This is a genomic window from Steroidobacter sp. (assembly GCF_016790065.1).
GTDB lineage: Bacteria > Pseudomonadota > Gammaproteobacteria > Steroidobacterales > Steroidobacteraceae > Steroidobacter.
The window spans coordinates 21,455-40,025 of the sequence record NZ_JAEUPY010000309.1 but is presented as its reverse complement, the minus strand read 5'-3'; the positions used below and the strand labels follow the sequence as shown (position 1 = coordinate 40,025).

At 61.2% G+C, this 18,571-nt stretch carries 16 protein-coding genes; 9 read left to right on the top strand and 7 right to left on the bottom strand.

The window, feature by feature from the left end; all coding sequences use genetic code 11:
- Nucleotides 1-16: 16 nt before the first annotated feature.
- Nucleotides 17-994 (bottom strand): HTH-type transcriptional regulator CysB, encoded by a 978-nt coding sequence (cysB, locus tag JNL55_RS13095; RefSeq protein WP_293853575.1) that lies wholly within the window; start codon nucleotides 992-994, stop codon nucleotides 17-19.
- Between the two features lie 131 nt (nucleotides 995-1,125).
- Between cysB and JNL55_RS13090 the strand changes: the two genes are divergently transcribed.
- The 5 genes from JNL55_RS13090 to JNL55_RS13070 all read left to right on the top strand — a co-directional run bounded on the left by JNL55_RS13090 (nucleotide 1,126) and on the right by JNL55_RS13070 (nucleotide 5,311).
- Nucleotides 1,126-1,869 carry a phosphoadenylyl-sulfate reductase gene (locus JNL55_RS13090; RefSeq protein WP_293853573.1) on the top strand — a complete coding sequence of 248 codons (744 nt, stop codon included), beginning with the start codon at nucleotides 1,126-1,128 and terminating at the stop codon, nucleotides 1,867-1,869.
- A 37-nt stretch (nucleotides 1,870-1,906) separates the two neighbouring features.
- Nucleotides 1,907-3,361 (top strand): siroheme synthase CysG, encoded by a 1,455-nt coding sequence (gene cysG / locus JNL55_RS13085; RefSeq protein WP_293853571.1) that lies wholly within the window; start codon nucleotides 1,907-1,909, stop codon nucleotides 3,359-3,361.
- A 26-nt stretch (nucleotides 3,362-3,387) separates the two neighbouring features.
- Nucleotides 3,388-4,455: a cysteine synthase A gene (locus JNL55_RS13080; RefSeq protein WP_415923069.1), complete on the top strand. Its 1,068-nt coding sequence runs from the start codon at nucleotides 3,388-3,390 to the stop codon at nucleotides 4,453-4,455.
- A gap of 237 nt (nucleotides 4,456-4,692) precedes the next feature.
- Nucleotides 4,693-5,013 carry a transcriptional regulator gene (locus JNL55_RS13075; RefSeq protein WP_293853566.1) on the top strand — a complete coding sequence of 107 codons (321 nt, stop codon included), beginning with the start codon at nucleotides 4,693-4,695 and terminating at the stop codon, nucleotides 5,011-5,013.
- The gene (locus tag JNL55_RS13070; RefSeq protein WP_293853564.1) at nucleotides 5,000-5,311 is read left to right on the top strand and encodes a helix-turn-helix domain-containing protein; all 312 of its coding nucleotides are present in this window, start codon (nucleotides 5,000-5,002) and stop codon (nucleotides 5,309-5,311) included. The genes JNL55_RS13075 and JNL55_RS13070 overlap by 14 nt, the downstream gene beginning before the upstream one ends.
- A 17-nt stretch (nucleotides 5,312-5,328) precedes the next feature.
- Here the strand turns inward: JNL55_RS13070 and JNL55_RS13065 are convergent, their stop codons facing one another.
- Complete coding sequence (locus tag JNL55_RS13065) at nucleotides 5,329-5,814, bottom strand: TonB family protein (protein ID WP_293853562.1); 486 nt, start codon at nucleotides 5,812-5,814, stop codon at nucleotides 5,329-5,331.
- A gap of 301 nt (nucleotides 5,815-6,115) precedes the next feature.
- On the bottom strand, nucleotides 6,116-7,228 hold the full coding sequence (locus JNL55_RS13060) for an NAD-dependent epimerase/dehydratase family protein (protein ID WP_293853559.1): 1,113 nt from the start codon (nucleotides 7,226-7,228) through the stop codon (nucleotides 6,116-6,118).
- Nucleotides 7,229-8,557: 1,329 nt separating this feature from the next.
- Between JNL55_RS13060 and JNL55_RS13055 the strand changes: the two genes are divergently transcribed.
- Nucleotides 8,558-9,949 carry an alpha/beta hydrolase family protein gene (locus JNL55_RS13055; RefSeq protein WP_293853557.1) on the top strand — a complete coding sequence of 464 codons (1,392 nt, stop codon included), beginning with the start codon at nucleotides 8,558-8,560 and terminating at the stop codon, nucleotides 9,947-9,949.
- A 107-nt stretch (nucleotides 9,950-10,056) separates the two neighbouring features.
- Nucleotides 10,057-12,081 (top strand): PhoX family protein, encoded by a 2,025-nt coding sequence (locus tag JNL55_RS13050; RefSeq protein ID WP_293853555.1) that lies wholly within the window; start codon nucleotides 10,057-10,059, stop codon nucleotides 12,079-12,081.
- A gap of 29 nt (nucleotides 12,082-12,110) precedes the next feature.
- Here the strand turns inward: JNL55_RS13050 and JNL55_RS13045 are convergent, their stop codons facing one another.
- The gene (locus tag JNL55_RS13045; RefSeq protein ID WP_293853553.1) at nucleotides 12,111-13,526 is read right to left on the bottom strand and encodes an FAD-binding oxidoreductase; all 1,416 of its coding nucleotides are present in this window, start codon (nucleotides 13,524-13,526) and stop codon (nucleotides 12,111-12,113) included.
- Nucleotides 13,527-13,614: 88 nt separating this feature from the next.
- Between JNL55_RS13045 and JNL55_RS13040 the strand changes: the two genes are divergently transcribed.
- Both JNL55_RS13040 and JNL55_RS13035 read left to right on the top strand, forming a co-directional pair.
- Nucleotides 13,615-14,883 (top strand): D-arabinono-1,4-lactone oxidase, encoded by a 1,269-nt coding sequence (locus tag JNL55_RS13040; protein WP_293853550.1) that lies wholly within the window; start codon nucleotides 13,615-13,617, stop codon nucleotides 14,881-14,883.
- 8 nt (nucleotides 14,884-14,891) lie between these two features.
- Nucleotides 14,892-16,028 carry a DSD1 family PLP-dependent enzyme gene (locus JNL55_RS13035; protein WP_293853548.1) on the top strand — a complete coding sequence of 379 codons (1,137 nt, stop codon included), beginning with the start codon at nucleotides 14,892-14,894 and terminating at the stop codon, nucleotides 16,026-16,028.
- A 22-nt stretch (nucleotides 16,029-16,050) separates the two neighbouring features.
- Here JNL55_RS13035 and JNL55_RS13030 read toward each other — a convergent pair whose 3' ends face one another.
- The 3 genes from JNL55_RS13030 to JNL55_RS13020 all read right to left on the bottom strand — a co-directional run bounded on the left by JNL55_RS13030 (nucleotide 16,051) and on the right by JNL55_RS13020 (nucleotide 18,570).
- A complete protein-coding gene (locus JNL55_RS13030; protein WP_293853545.1) occupies nucleotides 16,051-16,455 on the bottom strand; it encodes a hypothetical protein in 405 nt (134 codons plus the stop codon).
- Nucleotides 16,456-16,516: 61 nt separating this feature from the next.
- Nucleotides 16,517-17,776 carry an SAM-dependent methyltransferase gene (locus JNL55_RS13025; RefSeq protein ID WP_293853543.1) on the bottom strand — a complete coding sequence of 420 codons (1,260 nt, stop codon included), beginning with the start codon at nucleotides 17,774-17,776 and terminating at the stop codon, nucleotides 16,517-16,519.
- Entirely contained in the window at nucleotides 17,773-18,570 is a 798-nt protein-coding gene (locus JNL55_RS13020) for a DUF1365 domain-containing protein (protein WP_293853541.1), read from the bottom strand. Before JNL55_RS13020 ends, JNL55_RS13025 begins: the two co-directional genes overlap by 4 nt.
- Between the last annotated feature and the right edge of the window lies 1 nt (nucleotide 18,571).

The following is an 18,571-nucleotide window of genomic DNA, read 5'->3' as shown; positions in this document are numbered from 1 at the left end:
GAAACGGAGCATCGAGCTAGCGATAGACCGGCAGCTCGACATCCGTGAACAGGCCTTCAACGTCCTGGGGCGTGGCTGCATTGCCGGCGCGATCGACCAGTCGGCGCGTCAAATGCGGCGCCAGCAGCTGCAGGAAGTCATACATGTAACTGCGGAGCAGGGCGCCCTGATGGAACCCGACCCAAGTGGAATGCGCCGGGAACAGATGCGACGCGTCGATGGACACCAGGTCCGAGTCCTCACGCGGATCCATCGCCATGCTGGCGACGATGCCGACGCCCATTCCCAAGCGCACGTAGGTCTTGATGACGTCAGCATCGCGAGCCGTCAGAGCGACATGAGGCGTGATGCCATGACGCGCGAAAATCTGCTGTAGCGACGACGGGCCCGAGAACCCGAACACGTAGGTAACGATCGGGTATTTGCCCAGCGTCTCGATGGTCACCTTGCCTTCGCTGGCCAGCGGATGGCCCTGCGGAACCACGATGCGCCGATGCCACCGATAGCACGGCAGCAGCACCAAATTGGTGAACAGCTCCTGCGAACCGGTGTTGATGGCGAAATCGATCCGGTCCCGCGACGCCATGTCGGCGATCTGCTCGGAAGTGCCCTGATGAAGGTGCAGCTCCACGTCCGGATAGCGCTCGCGGAAACGGCGGATCACCTGCGGCAGCACATAGCGGGCCTGGGTATGGGTGGTGCCGATGGCCAGCGAGCCCTTGCCGTCGCCCTTCTGCTCGTCCGCCAGACGCTTGATGCTCTGGACTTCCTTGAGGATTTTCTGCGCCCGGTCGATGACCCGTTTACCGGCCGGCGTGACCCGCGTCAGGGTGCGGCCCTGGCGCAGGAAAATCGGAAAACCGAGCTCATCCTCGAGCTGCTTCAGCTGTTTGCTGACGCCTGGCTGCGAGGTATGGAGCCGTTCCGCCGCCGCGGTGATGTTCAGGTCATTCTCGACAATGGCGGCGAGGTACCGTAATTGTTGTAGTTTCATGCACTTAACTATAACGCGAAAGCGGCGGCCAAAGTCATAACGGGCCCGCATCATGACAGAACAAACCAGTCTTTCCCTGGTTATAAGGCGGTTAGCTACAGTGCACGCCAGAGAATAAGGATCGCTTGCTCATGACCGATGCACTGTCACCCCGTCTGCAAACCCTCGTCGAGGGTACTCGCGCCCTGCTGGAGCAGGCCGTGCGCGAGCACCAGGACGTGGTCTATTCCAATAGCCTCGGGCTCGAGGCCATGGTGTTGACCGACATCATCAACAGCTACACGCCGGAAATCGAGATGTTTACGCTCGACACCGGCCGCTTGCACGATGAAACCCTGTCGCTGCTGGATCGCCTGGAACGCCGTTATCAGCGCCGCATTCAGGTGTTCTATCCGCAGGCCGAAGCCATCGAGCAGTACGTGCGTGACAATGGTATCAACGGTTTCTATCTCGGCACCGAGGAACGCCAGTCCTGCTGCGGTATCCGCAAGGTCGAGCCGTTCAAGCGTGCTATCGCCGGCCGCAAGGCCTGGGTAACGGGCGTGCGTCGTGAACAGTCCGCCGAGCGTGCGCACGGCGAGCCGGTGTCTTGGGACGACCGCTACGATTTGTGGAAGATCAGCCCGATGCTCGACTGGACCGAGGCTGACGTGTCGGCGTATATCAAGGCTCGCAACCTGCCTTACAACGCCCTGCACGACAAAGGCTTCCCCAGCATCGGCTGCGCGCCTTGCACCCGGGCAGTGGAGCCCGGTGCCGATCCGCGCTCCGGCCGTTGGTGGTGGGAGAATCCCGAGTCTCGCGAGTGCGGCCTGCAGCCGCGCCGTCGAGTCATCCCGCTGAAGGTCGAGCCGCGCCGCGCGGCTGGCCAATAGCTCGCGACGCCAGCGCGTCGCAGGACGACGCACTCTCATGGATTACTTTCCCATCTTTCTGCGGCTCGCGAACGAACCGGTGCTGGTCGTCGGCGGCGGGGAAGTCGCTGCGCGCAAGATCGATCTGCTTCTGCGCACACAGGCGAAAGTAACCGTCGTTGCTCCCGAGCTGATCGAGTCGCTGGCGGCGAAAGCTGCGGCTGGCGTCATCGCTTACGTGCCTGGCGAGTTTCAGCCGGAGCTGTTGGATGGCATGCGGCTCGCCATTGCGGCCACCGATAAACAATCGGTCAACGCCTGGGTGGCGCATCAGTGCGAGCGCCGGAACATTCCGGTGAACGTGGTCGATGATCGCGAGCTGTCGCGCTTCATCATGCCGGCCATCGTGGATCGCTCGCCGGTGGTGGTCGCCGTCGGTAGCAGCGGCGACGCACCGGTGTTGACTCGTCGCCTGCGCGAGAAATTGGAATCGTTCCTGCCGCAGCGGCTGGGCGATCTCGCCAAGCTGGCCGGCAAGCTGCGGCCCGCAGTGAAGACGCAGTTGGAACATGCCGGCACGCGGCGTCGTTTCTGGGAGAACTTTTTCGACGGCGCCATCGCTGCCGATGTGTTGTCCGGTCGCGAGGACGCGGCGGGACAGGGCGTGTTGGATCGTATCGGCACGTCGCTCACTCGCTTCGCCAAGCAATCCAAGTTCGCCGGCGAAGTGGCGTTGGTCGGTGCCGGCCCGGGCGATCCGGGATTGCTGACGTTGCGCGCGCTGCGCGCTTTGCAGAATGCCGATGTGATTGTTTACGACCGCTTGGTGTCGCTGGAAGTGCTGGATCTCGCGCGTCGCGATGCCGAGCGCATCTACGTCGGCAAGGCGGCGGGCAATCATCACGTGTCGCAGGAAGATACGAATGCGTTGCTGGTTCGGCTCGCCAAAGAAGGCAAGCGTGTGTGCCGGCTCAAAGGCGGCGATCCGTTTATTTTCGGGCGCGGCGGCGAAGAGTTGGAAGCGTTGGTCGCCGAGCACATTCGTTTCGAAGTCGTGCCTGGTGTGACAGCTGCTGCAGGTTGCGCGGCGTATGCGGGTATCCCGCTCACACATCGCGATCACGCGCAGTCACTGACGTTCGTTACCGGTCATTGCAAAGGCGAGGCCGACAATATCGCCGAGAATGTCGATTGGGCCGCGCTTGGGCGTGCCGGTCATACGACGGTGTTTTATATGGGGCTCAACCAGCTCGATAACATCGTCGCTCGTTTACGTGAGCATGGCGTGCCGGAAACGCGCGCTGCTGCTTTGATTGAGCATGGAACGCGTCCGACGCAGCGAGTGGTGACTGCCACGCTGCAAGATCTGGTTTCCAAGGCCGCCGAGGCGCAAGTGGAATCGCCGGCATTGCTGATCGTGGGTGAGGTGACTCGCTTGCATGAAGCTTTGCACTGGTTCAACGCGCGCTCCGTCGAGGTCGCATCTACTGACGAAGGAAGGCTGTCCGCATGAGCAGCTCAAACGAAATTATCCGTCCTGTGTCGATTCGACAGGGCTTTGCCGATGCCATCGGCAACACTCCGCTGATCCGTCTGAACCGTTTCAGCGAGCTCACTGGCTGCGAAATCCTGGGCAAAGCCGAGTTCATGAATCCCGGCGGCTCGGTGAAAGATCGCGCTGCTCGCGCCATCGTCGAAGCCGCTGAACGCAGCGGTGCGCTGAAGCCCGGCGGCACGCTGGTCGAAGGCACGGCTGGCAACACTGGCATCGGCTTCGCACACGTGTGTAACGCGCGCGGTTATCGCTGCGTCATCGTGATGCCGGACAACCAGTCGAACGAGAAATACCAGATGATCGAAACGCTCGGCGCCGAAGTGCTGCGCGTGAAGACGGTGCCGTACAGCGACCCGAATCATTACCAGAAAATCGCTGGCCGCTTGGCGGGCGAGATTCCGGGTGCCGTGTGGGGCAATCAGTTCGACAACACCGCCAATCGCGATGCTCACGAACAGACCACTGGTCCGGAGATCTGGGCCCAGACCGGCGGCAAGATCGATGCGTTCGTTTCCGCCACCGGCACCGGCGGCACGCTCGGCGGTATTTCGCGTTACCTGAAGAAACAAAATCCCCAGGTGCGGGTGTCGTTGGCCGATCCTCAGGGCAGCTCGCTGTATCACTGGATTCGTAACGGCGAACTCAAGGCCACCGGCCCTGGCTCCATCACCGAAGGCATCGGCATCGGTCGCGTCACCGCGAACCTGGATGGCTCGCCCATCGACGATGCTCTGCACATCACCGATATCGACTGCGTGAAAACTGTTTATCAATTGCTGCGCGATGAAGGTTTGTTCCTCGGCAGCACCAGCGGCGTGAACGTCGCTGCCGCCGTTCAGATCGCCAAGCAACTCGGCCCTGGCCACACCATCGTCACCATCCTCTGTGACAACGGTGCGAAGTATCAGTCGCGCTTGTTCAACAAGAAATGGCTCGCCGAAAAAGGCTTCCTCGACGCCGCCGGCTTCGCCTCTGTGCAACCCGTTGCCATCAACGATGCCGTGCAGAGCGCTTCTAACGTCGACGGCTTCGCTCAACGCTTGCGCGCATAAGCTTAGCCTCGATTGTCGGTAGCAAACGGCCGCAGGTTCTTGGAGCCTGCGGCCGTTTTCGTTTGGGCGCAGCAGCTTCGCTCCTACCACTGATTCGTTGTTGCCGGTTCCTCAATTTCTACTGGTTTGAGCAGTTACATCGACGCTCGATTGGCGTCCCTTTCTCGATGATCCAGCGCTGGCGATCTAGTCACGCTGAAGAGGTTGCCAGCTATACGCCATTGGAGTATAACGGCCATGCTCACCATCATCGAGTCGCCTGTATTCACTGATCTTTGGCCGGAATACTGGACCGAAGATGAGCGCGGCGAATTTGCGGCGTTTATTGCGAAGCACCCATTGGATGGCGACTGCATTCCCGGATCGCGCGGTTGTCGCAAGATACGGTGGGCGCGCGCCGGCTTGGGGAAGCGTGGTGGCGTCAGAGTCATATACACCACGCAGCTGCTCGCAGGCGCCGTAGTGCTGCTCGTCATTTATTCGAAGAGCGCGAGAGACAACATCCCGGCTCATCGCTTGAGACAGATCGCGGAGGAGATGGGTCATGCCACGTCGTGAAAAGGATCTACTGGCGCGAGATGCCAAACGCGATATCGGTCGTGAGTTGCTGCAAGCCATTCGCGCGGTGAAAAGTGGCAAGCATGGCGCTAAGTATCAGGTGACTGCGAACGAGGTCGTGACTACGCGCTTGAGGTGCGGCCTGTCGCAGAGTCAGTTCGCGGAAGCGCTACAAATTTCACCGCGAACTTTGCAGCAGTGGGAACAGGGGCGGCGACAACCTTCCGGTGCGGCCGACACCTTGCTGAAAATCGTCGCGCGGCATCCGGAAGTGCTTCGCGAAGTCATGGCGGTGTGACCGCGGCGTTCGCCAGCTTATCCCGCTGAATTTGATTCCGCGGTGATTCCAAATCGAGTGAAGTTGAATTGCACCAGCATTGTCCGCTGCGCTTCGGCAGTGGCGGGAGTGAAGGTCCATTGCTTTGAGGCGTTGACCGCGAGGCGGGCGAAGTAGCGGCTGGGGCCGGCATCGGTGGCTGTGGCGTTAGTGACGCTGCCTTGCTTGTCGAGGGTCACGCGGACCGAGACTCGGATGGTGCCGCGGATGGTGTTGAGCGAGCTTTGCGAGACGGTCGGAAGGACTTCGTTGACGGCGGTTGTTGGCGCGTCGGGAGGTGGCGCGACGGTGCGAGCTGCAGCAGGTGGTGTCGCAATCGACGGCGCTGCAGTTGTCTCAGCAGTGGGCTTCGACGCTGCTGAGGAAGTAGACGAGGCGGGGCTTGCAGCGATGCTGGCTGCAGGCGGTGTTGGGGCCGATTTGAAGACGCTGAAACCCAGCCAAGCGATCAGCGCCGCGACCACGCCAACAATCACCAACAGCGCGCTCTTGCTAAAGCGCGGTGGAGCAGGAGGCGGTGGCGGTTCGGCAGGGGTCAGATCGATGCGGATGATCAGCCGACCGGGGGTCGGAGTCTCTGGCGGGGACTCGGTGGCAGCTTCAAGCATCGCGAAGGCGGTCGCCTGAGAGTGCGACGAAGAAAAAGGGTCTGCGAATCGTCAGTGGCATCGAACTAAAATCACCAAAAGAAAAAAGGGCGCCGGTCAAGGCGCCCTTTATCCTAGATCTGGCTCACGCGCGCAATCGGATAGTCACTGACTCGCGTCAAGCGCCTTTCTGCTTTGCATGCCACGCAGCAAGCACTTCTCGTTGACGCTCGATGGTGAGACCGGCTTTCAATTTCTCACGCTCGGCTTCGGGTCGAGCGAGATGCCACGCTAAAGTGTCGCGAGCAGTTCGCTGTAGCGGTGAAATCTTGAGGCCCGCTTTCAACGCGCGATCAACCTTCGTGCGATGCAGGCCGCCCATCTCGCCGCCGGCCGGCAGCCAACCGGGCAAGTCGGCGAACGGAGTCACTTTCTGCTCGGTGAGAAATTCGACAGGTACCCAGGTCGCGTGCGGTGGCGGATTCGGTTTGGCGAGCGCGATGCCGGCGGCGATACTCTCTTTGACCACGTCACCGACATTGAACTTGTCGGTCGGCGAAGTGACATTGAACACGCCGAAGGTGCGATTCTCGAGCGCGTCGATACAGAACGCCGCGAGATCGCGGGCATCGATGATCTGAAAAGGCACGGCAGCGTCACCAGGACCAATCATCTCGCCGCCTTGAGCGGCGCGAGCTGGCCAGAAGGTGAAGCGATCGGTGCTGTCCTCAGGGCCGACGATCAAGCCGGGACGGACCATGGTGGTTCGACCGGGCATGGCCGCGTTGACGGCTTTTTCGCAGAGGGCTTTCAGTGGGCCGTAGGCGTTCTGCCAGTCTTCACGCTTCTCGTCTTCGACCGTTGCGACCGCAGAGTTTTCATCGTTCGCTTTGGTGAAGTCGGCGTACAGACCGATGGTCGAGATGAACAGATACTGAGCGACGTTCGGAGCGAGCAACTCGGCGGAGAGGCGCACGTGACGAGGCACGTAGCCGGACGTGTCGATGACTGCATCCCACTTGCGACCTTTGAGCGCGTCCAGCTGAGCGTCTCGGTCACCGTGCAACTTTTCCACTTGCGGGAACAGGTCGCTCTTCGTTTTACCGCGATTGAAGAACGTTACCGTGTGCCCCCGCGCGAGCGCGAGTTCGGTCATGTGGACGCCGATGAAGCGCGTGCCACCGAGCAGCACGATCTTCAGAGGTTGGCGGGCTTTGGTAGCAGCCCATCCCGGAGCGCTGGCCGCGAGGCTGGCAGCCGAGGCGGCGGCGATAAAGTGGCGTCGATCCATGCTGGACTCACCTTTATAAATGTTGACTGCGTTTTCTACTCTCGGTCGCGCAGGGTGCTGAAAATACTTGGCGAACGGTCGGGAGGGAAGGGCGAGCGGACATCTCGACGTTTCCTGCGACAGCGGGTGTACTCTTGGGCTCGAGCTGGGTCGATGCAGGGTCGTTGATCATGTCGCTGTACCACATTCGCCGACGAGTGCGCCTGGGGCTTGGGATTTTGTTGTTGGCTTTGGGCGGTTGCCAAACCACGCCTGTTTCTTCACCCAGAGCACCGGATCTTCAGCTGCTCGAGTCGCAGCCACTGACCGTGGCGGAGGACTGCCAGGCGAGTGGCAGTTACTTTGTTGAGTTCAAAGTGTTGAGTGATGGCAGAACCGGCGAGATCCAGGCTCCGCCTGGACCGGTGTGTATACAACAGGCGTTGACTGCTTGGGTTCGTACATTCAAATACGCGCCGCCGGGGCAGCTTGTGCCCACTGGTGTTGAGTGGATGATGGTCACGGCTCGGCCGCTTGATCGCGGGCCCTGAGTTTTCGGGTTCGGAGTCGGAGTCGGAGCGTCGGTGGTTCGCGGTGGCTGTCGGGGGGATGGGCCCTTCCGGCACCGGCACGGTCGCAGCGCCTCGCGCCGCTCCGCGCACGTCCCTGATGAGCCTGTAGGAAAACACGTCCCTGTATTTCCAACTGCCGGAAGGGCCCATCCCCCCGACAGCCACCGCCTATACGTTGGTAGTGTCCGCGCGGCCGCGATGCCTGCACTCGTTGGCTCAGCCCTGCAGAATGTCTTTGCAGCGGAGAATACGGCGCGAACATATCAGCGACAGCCGACCGCCCGAAGAGGTTTGGCATGAAATGAACAAATCAATCAGACGTATCGCAGGGAGGCATCAACCGACAGTATCTGGCGGCCACAAACATATCGGTGGGAGGACTCAACGGATGGCATCTGCCGTCACCGACGTTCTGGCGGTAGCTGTCGGAGGGAAGTGTCCCCTCGCCGCGAGGAATAGAGGCATCAGTGGAGCGGTCTGCTGTCACCGACGTTTCGGCGGTGGATGTCGGGGGGAAGTGTTCTCTCGGCAGTTGGAAATACAGGGACGTGTTTTCCCACAGGCTCATCAGGGACGTGCGCGGAGCGGCGCAGTGGCGCTGCGACCGTGCCGGTGCCGAGAGAACACTTCCCCCCGACAGCCGCCGCCAGCCACCTACCCAAACCTCCTAACAACCGCGCCGCTGAGTTGGTAGAAACGGTTTGTAGCAACCTTAAAGCCCTGAGCTGCGTCCAACCCATGACAGCCCACCTCGGGCGGCACGGAAACGCGGGCAAGCATGCGAAAGAAAACACTGTGGACCGTAGCGGCGCTCATCGTCATCGCCGGCGTGGCATTCCTTGCTACGAACAAAGAACAACCCCCCGATACCCGCTATTCCGGCGCATATAGATTCGACGACGGCACACTGGTGGTGATCGCCCCGCGAGACACCACTGACCTGCGTTACAAAAAGCTGAACGGCGAAACCGGCGCTCTGTGGCCGAACGAAAAGGATGGTAGTTACGAAGGCGGCCCAGGTTGGGCCGAGCGACAGCCGATAATCAATCGCGTGCATTTCAAGCGCGACGACAACGGCAATCTCAAGGGTCTCACCTGGCAGCACATCGTCAATGGCAAAGCCGACAAGACGAACAAAGCCAGCCGCCTCCCTCTCAAAGAAGAAATAGTCAGCTTCAAAAGCGGCGAGCTGACGTTAAGAGGAAAACTGATCCTGCCGGAAGGCCAAGGTCCGTTCCCAGTGATGATCCCGGTGCACGGCTCGGAAGACTACAGCGCAGTCGTCCACTACTCCGATCCATACATCCACGCCGCCAGCGGAGTCGCTGCATTTGTTTATGACAAACGCGGCACCGGCGGTTCAGAAGGAACATACACAGCGAACTTCGACGTGCTCTCGGACGACACCGTCGCAGCAGTCCAATACCTGCGGAACCGCAAAGAAATCGACGGCGACAAAGTTCATCTAGCGGGCTACAGCCAAGGCGGCTGGATCGCGCCGCTGGCGGCATTGAAGGACGGCAACATCCGCAGCGTACTGGTTGGCTTCGGCGTGGCCGTGCCGGTGTTGGGCGAAGACCGATGGGGCTATGTTTACGCCTTTCAGCAACACGGCTTCGGCGACAAGGAAATCGCGGAGATGGACAGTGTCGCCGCCATCCTCGGTGACATCTTCGATCGCGGCCAGAACCGTTGGGGTGACTTCTCCAAAGCGCTGAAGGCGTCGCGAGATAAGCCTTGGTTCGAGACCGCCAAACACAGCGATTCCATCTTCGGCATGATCGTCGGGGCGGACATGCCGTTGTGGGTGGTGCGGCCTTATATCTGGTGGAAGTACGGTCGCATGCAGCCGCCGTTCATCGATCGCTTGTACGATCCGGCGGAAACGCTAGCCAAGCTCGACACGCCCAGCTTTTGGATTTTCGCTGGCAAGGATTCGAGCGCGCCGACGCCCTGGAGTGTCGAGGTGCTGAACAAGTTGCAGGCATCCGGCAGACCTATCGAATATTTCATCTATCCGGACGCCGAGCACGGCATCACCCGCTTCAAGGAAGAGAACGGCGAGCGCGTCACGCTGGGTTACGAAGACGGCTACTTTCAGCAGCAGGTCGACTGGTTCCGCAAACAAAGTGGCTTGTCCGACCCGGCGGGATCGTCAGCGGGACGGTAGGCATGGCGCAGTTGTCTCGGCGCGCCTGTAATAGTTCGCACAATCGTTCGCAGCGTTGAATTGCGGTAGGCTGCGCTCTCACAGACGCAGCCGCTGACGTTCAACCCATGACACGCCGAATCCCCGACGCGCCCGCCTTTGCAACGCTTCTGGACCGACGCTTGAGTCGTCGCGATGTGCTTCGCGCAGGTGTCGCTGTGGCGCCGGCCGCGATGGCGGGTTCGGCGTTGTTCGCACCGGCGCACGCCAATGCGTCGAAGCCGGCGCAGCTAGGGTTCAAGCCCATCGCGGGCAGCAAAGCCGACGCCATCGTGCTGCCGCCGGGCTACACGCACGACGTGTTGATCCGCTGGGGCGACAGTCTGAGCTCGTCCGTCCCGGACCTGGATACATCCAAACTCGAAGCTGGCGTGCTGCTCGGGGCCAAGGCTGCCGAGTATCAGCGCGGTCAGTTCGGCGAGAACTGCGATGCCATTCATTTCTTTCCGTTGAACGGGCGCAGCGATCACGGCGTGCTGTGCGTGAACAACGAGTACACCGACGATGGAACGATGTTTCCTGGTCATCCGGGATTCAGGGGCGTCGGCAACGGTGCCAGTCGTGCGTTCGTGAAAGAGCATCCGCAAGTCGCGCATGTCTCCAAGGCGGCGCAAGGTGTCTCCATCGTCGAGATCAAACGCGAGCGGGGTCGCTGGCGATTCGTGAAGGACTCGCGCTTCAATCGCCGAATCACCGCAGACACGCCCATCGATATCGGCGGCCCGGCGCGCGGCGCGTCGCTGATGAAAACCAAGGACGATCCTGCGGGCGAACGCGTATTCGGCACATTCGCCAACTGCGCCGGCGGCGAGACGCCGTGGGGCACTTACCTGACGGCGGAAGAAAACATCCAGGACTACTTCGCCAACCTGGAACAGCTCAAGGCGCGCAAGGACGTCGATCCGTTCATCATCGAGTCACATCGACGCTTTCGAATGTGGAAGGCGCAGTCGCTGTACAACTGGGACATCGCCGATGCGCGCTTCAATTTGCCGGTGGCGCCGACGGAGCCGTTCCGTTTCGGTTGGATCGTCGAGATTGATCCGCTGGATCCGAAAAGCACGCCCATCAAGCGCACGGCTCTCGGCCGCTTCGCTCATGAAGGCGCGAGCCCCATCATTGCGCGCGACGGGCGAATCGCCGTGTACATGGGCGACGATGACAAGTTCGAATACGTTTATAAGTTCATCTCCACCGCACGCTTCGACGCCAAGGATCGCGCGGCCAATCGCAATCTTTTGGATCGAGGCACGTTGCACGTGGCGCGCTTCGATGCGAGCGGCAAAGGGCAGTGGTTGCCGCTGGTGTTCGATCCCAAAGGTCCGCTCAATGCCGCCGCAGGCTTTCGTGACCAGGCCGACGTGTTGATCAAAGCGCGCATGGCGGCGTATCTGCTCGGCGCGACACCCATGGATCGTCCGGAAGACGTGGAGGCGAATCCAACCACAGGCCGCATCTACATCGCCTGCACGCGTAACGAGAATCGCACCGCCGAGCCTGGCACGGTCACCTATGGCGGTCGTGAAATCGACTCAGCGCCGAACGCGGCCAATCCGCGAGCGTCGAATGCGTTCGGTCACATCATCGAGATCACCGAAGCCGGCGACGATCACACGTCGCTGGAATTTTCGTGGGAAGTGTTCCTGATGGGCGGCGATCCCGCCGGCGGACGCTTGATCACAGATATGAAGCAAGTGAAGACCGACAGCGCGTATTACGCCGGTTACGGCAACGCTGCGGAGCTGAGTCCCATCGGCTCGCCCGACAATGTCGGCTTCGATCGCGCGGGCAATCTTTGGATAGTTACTGACGGCGCGCAACCCGACGGCAGCAACGACGGTTGCTGGGTCACCCCCACCGTTGGGCCCAATCGCGGCCGGTTGCAGCAGTTCATGAGCGGGCCGACCGGTTGTGAAGTCTGTGGCTGTCAGTTCTCACCCGATGATGAAACACTGTTCATCAGTATTCAGCATCCGGGCGCAGGTGGCTCGCCAGCTGAGCCGCGCAGTCATTGGCCGGACGGCGGCAAGAGTCAGCCGCGTGCCAGCGTCATCGCCATTCGCAAAGAAGGCGGTGGCGTCGTTGGCAGCTGATCTGCGTCCAACGGCTAGATAGGCCAGCCCTACAGCACCTTGCCAGGATTCATGATGCCGTTCGGGTCCAGCGCCTGTTTGATGGCGCGCATGACGTCCAGCGCCACCGGTTGTTTGTAGCGAACCAGTTCCTCGCGCTTGAGTCTGCCAATGCCGTGCTCGGCGCTGATGCTGCCGCCATACCGCGCGATCAGATCGTGCACCGCCCGGTTAATGTTCGGTGCCAGTCGTAAAAACGATTCATCGTCCTGGTCCACCGGCCGGCTGACGTTGAAATGCAGGTTGCCGTCGCCCAGGTGGCCATAGGAAACGATGCGCCCGGTGGGTGAAATCGAGCGCACCAGCTGGGAGGCTTCGATAATGAATTGCGGCAGCTCGCTGGTAGTCACCGAAACGTCGTGTTTGATGCTGGCACCGATGCGACGTTGCGCCTCGGGAATGGTCTCCCGCAGCCGCCAGAACATTTCACGTTGCGATTCGCTGGCCGCAATGGCGGCGTCGACAATCTGGCCTTCTTCCAGCGCATTCGCCAGCTCTGCTTCGATGGCGCCGCGGAGCGATTCATCTTGCCGGCCCATGCCGATTTCCAGCAGCACATACCAGTCATGGCGCCCATCGAGCGGGTTGGCCGTGTTGGGCACGAATTCGAGCACCAACTCGAGCGCCAGTCGCGGGATCAGCTCGAACGTGGACACAGCATCGCCGGTGAAACTACGCAATCGAGACAGCAGCGAGACCGCATGTTTGGGATCGGTGATGCCGACCAGCGCTGTGACCGACGACGCCGGCCGCGAAAACAACTTGCAGGCCGCGGCGGTAATTACGCCGAGCGTGCCTTCAGCGCCCATGAACAGGTCGCGCAGGTCGTAGCCAGTGTTGTCTTTGCGAAGCGGCTTTAAACCGTCGAGCACTCGACCGTCCGGTAGCACGACTTCGAGGCCGAGAATCAGATCGCGCATCATGCCGTAGCGGAGTACGGCAGTACCGCCGGCGTTGGTGGAGAGATTGCCGCCGAGCTGACACGAACCTTCCGAGCCCAGGCTCATCGGGAACAGTCGATCTGCTGACGCTGCAGCGGCTTGTACTTCAGCGAGCACACAGCCGGCTTCGGCAATCATGGTGTAGTTCAAAGGATCGACCGAGCGGACGCGTCGCATGCGCGCCAGGGACAGCACGATCTGCGAGCCGTCTTCGCTCGGCGTCGCGCCTCCGCAGTAACTGGTGTTACCGCCGACCGGGACGACGCCGACGCGTGCCTCGTTACATAAGCGCATGATGGCCGACACTTGCTCGGTGCTGTCCGGGCGCAGCACCAGCGGAGTCGCGCCCCGATACAGTTTGCGGTGATCGACCAGGTACGGCTCGACGTCCGCCGCCTGGTCCAGATAGCCCTGAGGCCCGACGACACGGCGCAGTTCGGCGAGCAGGGAAGGGTTGATGCTCATGCGGCAAGCTTAGCGCGTGCTTGCCTTCCTCGCGACGCAAGCGTAAAGGGTCTTGGCGCGAGCGCGGTGACGGGATCAAAGAACAACCATGAGCGAGTCTTGGAGCAACTGGTCGGGCAGTGTTCGGGCCCGTCCGGAACGGATCGCCCGTCCGCGCACCGAATCGGAGTTGGCGGCGCTGGTTCGTAGCGCTGCGCAAGTGCGTGCCGTCGGCGCCGGGCATTCGTTCATGCCCCTGTGTGAAACGTCGGGAACCCTGCTGCAGCTGGATGAACTCGAAGGCCGGATTACGCCGGCGGGCGATGGTCGTAGCGTTTGGGCGCCGGCCGGATGGAGTTTGGCCAAGCTCAGTCAGGCGCTGTGGGGCCTGGGCTGTTCGTTACCCAATCAAGACGACATCAATGTGCAGTCGCTGGCCGGTGCGCTGGCCACCGGCACGCATGGCACCGGCGCTGAGCTCGGCAGCCTGTCGACGTTCGCGTTGGGCTTTCGCTTGATGCTGGCCGACGGCTCGACGGTCGAATGCAGTCCCGAGCAGCGTCCCGAGTTGTATCAGGCCGCACGGCTGTCGTTGGGGCTGGTTGGAATTGTGTTACAGATTCGGGTCGCGGTGATTCCGGCGTTGCATCTGGAAGAGCGCGTTTATCGGATGCCGTTGACTGTGCTGGTGGAACAGTTCGGCTCGCTCGCGGCTAAGCATCGACACGCAGAGTTTTATATCTTTCCGTATGCCAATGAGGCCGTCGTCAAGACGCTGCATCCGGACGAAGATACGACCACGTCACCGCCGCAGAGAGAGGGCGACGAACGTCTGCTTGGTCGGGGCTGCGACTGGTCGGCGCGGTTGCCCTGGCTGACTGGGCCGTTTCAGCGCTTGATGACGCGGTCGATCAAGCCGACGCATCGTAGCGGGCCGGCGCATCGGATCTTTCCATCGACTCGGACGGTGCCGTTCGAAACGATGGAGTACCAGGTGCCTCGTGACATGGGCCTGGAGACGTTGCTGAAAGCGCTCGCGTGGGTTCGCAAACGACGCTTGCCGGTGACGTTTCCTTTGGAGTTTCGGTGGGTGGCCGGCGACGATATCTGGCTGAGCCCGTTCAATCGGGGCCCGTGTGCGTCGATCTCGATGCGTCAGTACGCCAAGCTGCCCTGGCAGCAGCTGTTCGCGCAGGCTGAGCCGATCTTTCGCGCTGCTGGCGGTCGGCCGCACTGGGCGAAGCGGCACACGCTCAGCGCCGAGGACGTTCGGGCGCTGTACCCGAAGCTGGCAGCGTTCAACGCCATCCGTCGCGAGGTCGATCCGGAAGGCAAGTTTATCAATGCGCCGCTGGCGCAGTTGTTTGAGATCAGGTGAGTGACAGCATGTTGGACGATATTCGGTTACATCAAGGGTTGATCGGTCGGCCCGGCTCGCGGGCGGAGTTGAATACGCCGGCGTTGGTCGTGGATCGTGATGCGCTGGAACGGAACATCAAGAAAATGGCCGAACTCGCGCGCGCCCACGGCGTGACGTTGCGGCCGCATTCCAAGACTCACAAGAGCGCCGACGTCGCCAAGCTGCAGATCGCGGCCGGTGCGGTTGGCAACTGCTGCGCCAAGCTCGGCGAGGCGGAGGCATTGGCCGAAGGCGGCATCGAGTCGATCCTGCTGACGTCGCCGGTCGTGTCTCGGCCCGGCATCGCGCGCTTGAGTGCGTTGAACGAGCGCATCAAAGATTTGGCCGTGGTGGTCGACAACGTCACCAATGTGGATGCCCTTGCCGCTGCGGTCACGCGACCGCTGACTGTGTTGATCGACATTGACCCGGGCGTCAAGCGCACGGGTGTGCCGTCAGCAGCTGCCGCTGTCGAGTTGCTCAACGCCATCAAGCGACACAAGAACCTCAACTATCGTGGCGTGCAGTTGTACTGCAGTGTTCAGCAGCACATCGCCAGTTACCAGGAACGACTCGAGGCGATCCGAGATCGCATGACGTATCTGAAGTCCGTCATTGCCGAGCTGACGGCGAACGGCGGCGCGCCGCAAGTCGTCACCGGCGGCGGTACCGGATCGCATGCGATCGACATGAGCTTGGGTGTTCTTACCGAACTGCAGCCGGGTTCGTATGTATTCATGGATCGCCAATACAAAGAATGCGACTTGGCGAACCAACCTGACTCGCCGTTCGAGTACGCTTTGTTTGTCGATACGACAGTCGTGAGTGCCAACGCCACGGGCATGGCAACCATCGATGCAGGTTACAAAGCCTTCGCCACTGACGGTGGTCCGGCAGTCGTGCTGAGCGGTGCGCCGGCCGGCAGCACTTATCAGTTCAAGGGCGATGAGCACGGCATAGTGACGGATCCGGAGAAGAAGCACGTGTGGGCCATCTGCCAGAGCATCCGTCTGGCTGCGCCTCACATCGATCCGACGGTGAATCTCTACGACTCGTATCACGTCGTGAGCGGCGACACGCTCGTGGCTATCTGGCCGGTGTCGGCTCGGGGCCGCTCCCGCTAATACGCCGGCTACCCAGCGGCGTTCAATTTTTGATATTAGTGAGCGACGACAACCAGTCGCTCTGCTTGATCAGCTGACTCAAGTCCGCCGGCGTCATCGCGCGGCCGGCGGCAACTTGAGTCCCTTCTAGCACGCACGCGAAGGCGCGCACCGGGCCGTCGCTCGGCTTCGCGACGAAGGGTTTGGCGAGACCGCCGATCAGCTGTCGTCCATCGACGGTTTTATCGATGGTCACTTCAAAGCGATGTCGCAGCTCGAACTCGCGGCTATCCAGCAAGAACTTCTGGCAGAACAGCTGCGGACAAAGTCGTGCCGCGTTCTCACTCTTTAACGACTCGGCATCGCAGCCCTTCACCACCACCGCCTTCTTGGAACGCAACAGTTCCGGCTCGCTCAAATTGCCGAGCAGCCAGAACAGCCCGGACAAAGCGATCCCAAAAACGGCGGCAAAGATGGCAAAGCGCAGCGGCAGCATGCTGCCGCCAACTCTACCCGCGCCAGCCCGGCTTCACCATCAACATGTGCACGTCGCCGAGCTGCCTTTCGGCAAAGCCGCCTTCGCAGTAGCACAGGTAATAGTCCCAGAGCCGGATGAACTCCTCCGGGTAACCCAACGCACGCACGCGTCCGATGTTGGCGAAGAAGTTCTCGCGCCACATGCGTAACGTGGTGGCGTAGTGCGGACCGATGTCTTCCAGGTGATAAACCTTCATGTCCGTAGAGCGGGTCACTGCATCGGTTATGGCGGTGACGCACGGAATGAAGCTGCCGGGGAACACGAAGCGTTGAATGAAATCCACGCTCTTCAATGCAGCCTCATAGATCTGATCTTGAATGGTGATGGCCTGGATCAGCATGGCGCCATTGGGCTTGAGCAGCGAGGCGCACTTGGCGATGTAGGTGTCCAGGTATTGGTGGCCGACCGCTTCGATCATTTCGATGGACACCAGCTTGTCGTAATGGCCGGTGAGATCGCGATAGTCGTCCAGGCGCAAGTCGATGCGATCACCCAACCCTTCGGCGAGCACGCGTTCTTTGGCGAGCGCGTACTGTTCCTTGGAAATGGTGGTCGTGGTCACGCGGCAGCCATATTTCTTGGCGGCATGAATGGCGAGCCCGCCCCAGCCGGTGCCGATCTCGACCAGATGATCCGACGGCTTGAGCTGCAGCTTGCGGCACACGGCGTCGAACTTGGCCAGCGAAGCTTCTTTCAAGGTCGCTTCGGGCGCTTCGAAAATGCCGCACGAGTACGCCATGGTGTCGTCCAGGAACAGCTGGAAGAAGTCGTTGCCCAGGTCGTAATGAGCGGCGATGTTCTTGCGGCTGCCGTCCTTGGAGTTGCGATTCAACCAATGAAAGATCCGGCGCAGCGGCGAAGTGAGAAAGGCGAATCCGCCTTCCATGTTCTGCATGATCTCTCGATTCAGCACCATGATCCGAACCAGCGCCGTGAGGTCGTCGCTACGCCAATGCCCATGGATGTAGGCTTCGCCAGCGCCAGTGGTGCCGCCGAATGCAGCGTCCGCCCAGAACTGCGGATGCACGACGTCCACCGTGGCGGATAGCGAGCATTCCGATGTGTGTTGGCCGAAGCGATGAACTTGGCCGGCTTCGACCACGGCAATCTCGCCGTGCTTCAAAAGTTTTAGCTGACCCAGCAGCGTGTTACGTCCCGTGCGTTGTAGCCACGAGTCGTTGGCGACTAGCGCGGGGGTGTTGGGCAGGATCGACGGTCTTGCTGTTGTCATGGCGTCGCGGTCCATTTCGGATGAGTGAAAAACGGCGTGCGTCGGAACCACAGGCGCAGCGCCTGCCAATAGATCGCACCGGCAACTTTGGTCGTCATCAGCGGATACTTCAGCAGCGCGCGCGTCAGGGCGGCGCTGGAAATCTGCTCTCGTTCGAGAACCAGGGTTGCGTCGAAGACGCGGCGCGTGGCGCCGTCTTTGTCTTGCAGGTTGTCCATGTGAATGCGCAATTGCTCGCCCGGCGTGCTCAGGCGCCAGTCGTAACGCATGTCCATGGGCCAGAACGGTGACACATGAAATTCCTTGCCGAACTCGAAGCGCATGACCGATTCGTCGCTGCTCGCAGCGGAGGTCGGCAACACATACGCGTGGCGTTCTTTCCACGGCGTGTTGGTGATCTCGGCCAGGATGGTTTGTACCTTGCTGCCGGCGCTGTCGAAGCAGTAATAGAACGTGACGGGATTGAAGACGTAACCGAAGTAGCGCAGATGACTGAGCATGCGGATCGGGCCATCCGGTCGGCGACCGGTTTGCGCGGTCACGGTGCGGCGCACGGCTTCATCCAAACTCAACTCGTCGTGGCCGTCGTCGCCATCGTTGAGCGTGTGGTGGTAGTCGGAACGTTTGAAACGGGCCAGCGCCGGGCCGCGGGCCGACCAGCCCCAATGGGGATCGAACAGCTGCGGCAGCTCGGCCAGGTCCAGGTACATCATGAACAGTTCGTAGCGGAACTGATGGCCGGCCGGTTCGTGTCGGCGGTGTCGTACCCAACCGTTGTAGATACAGCTTTCCATG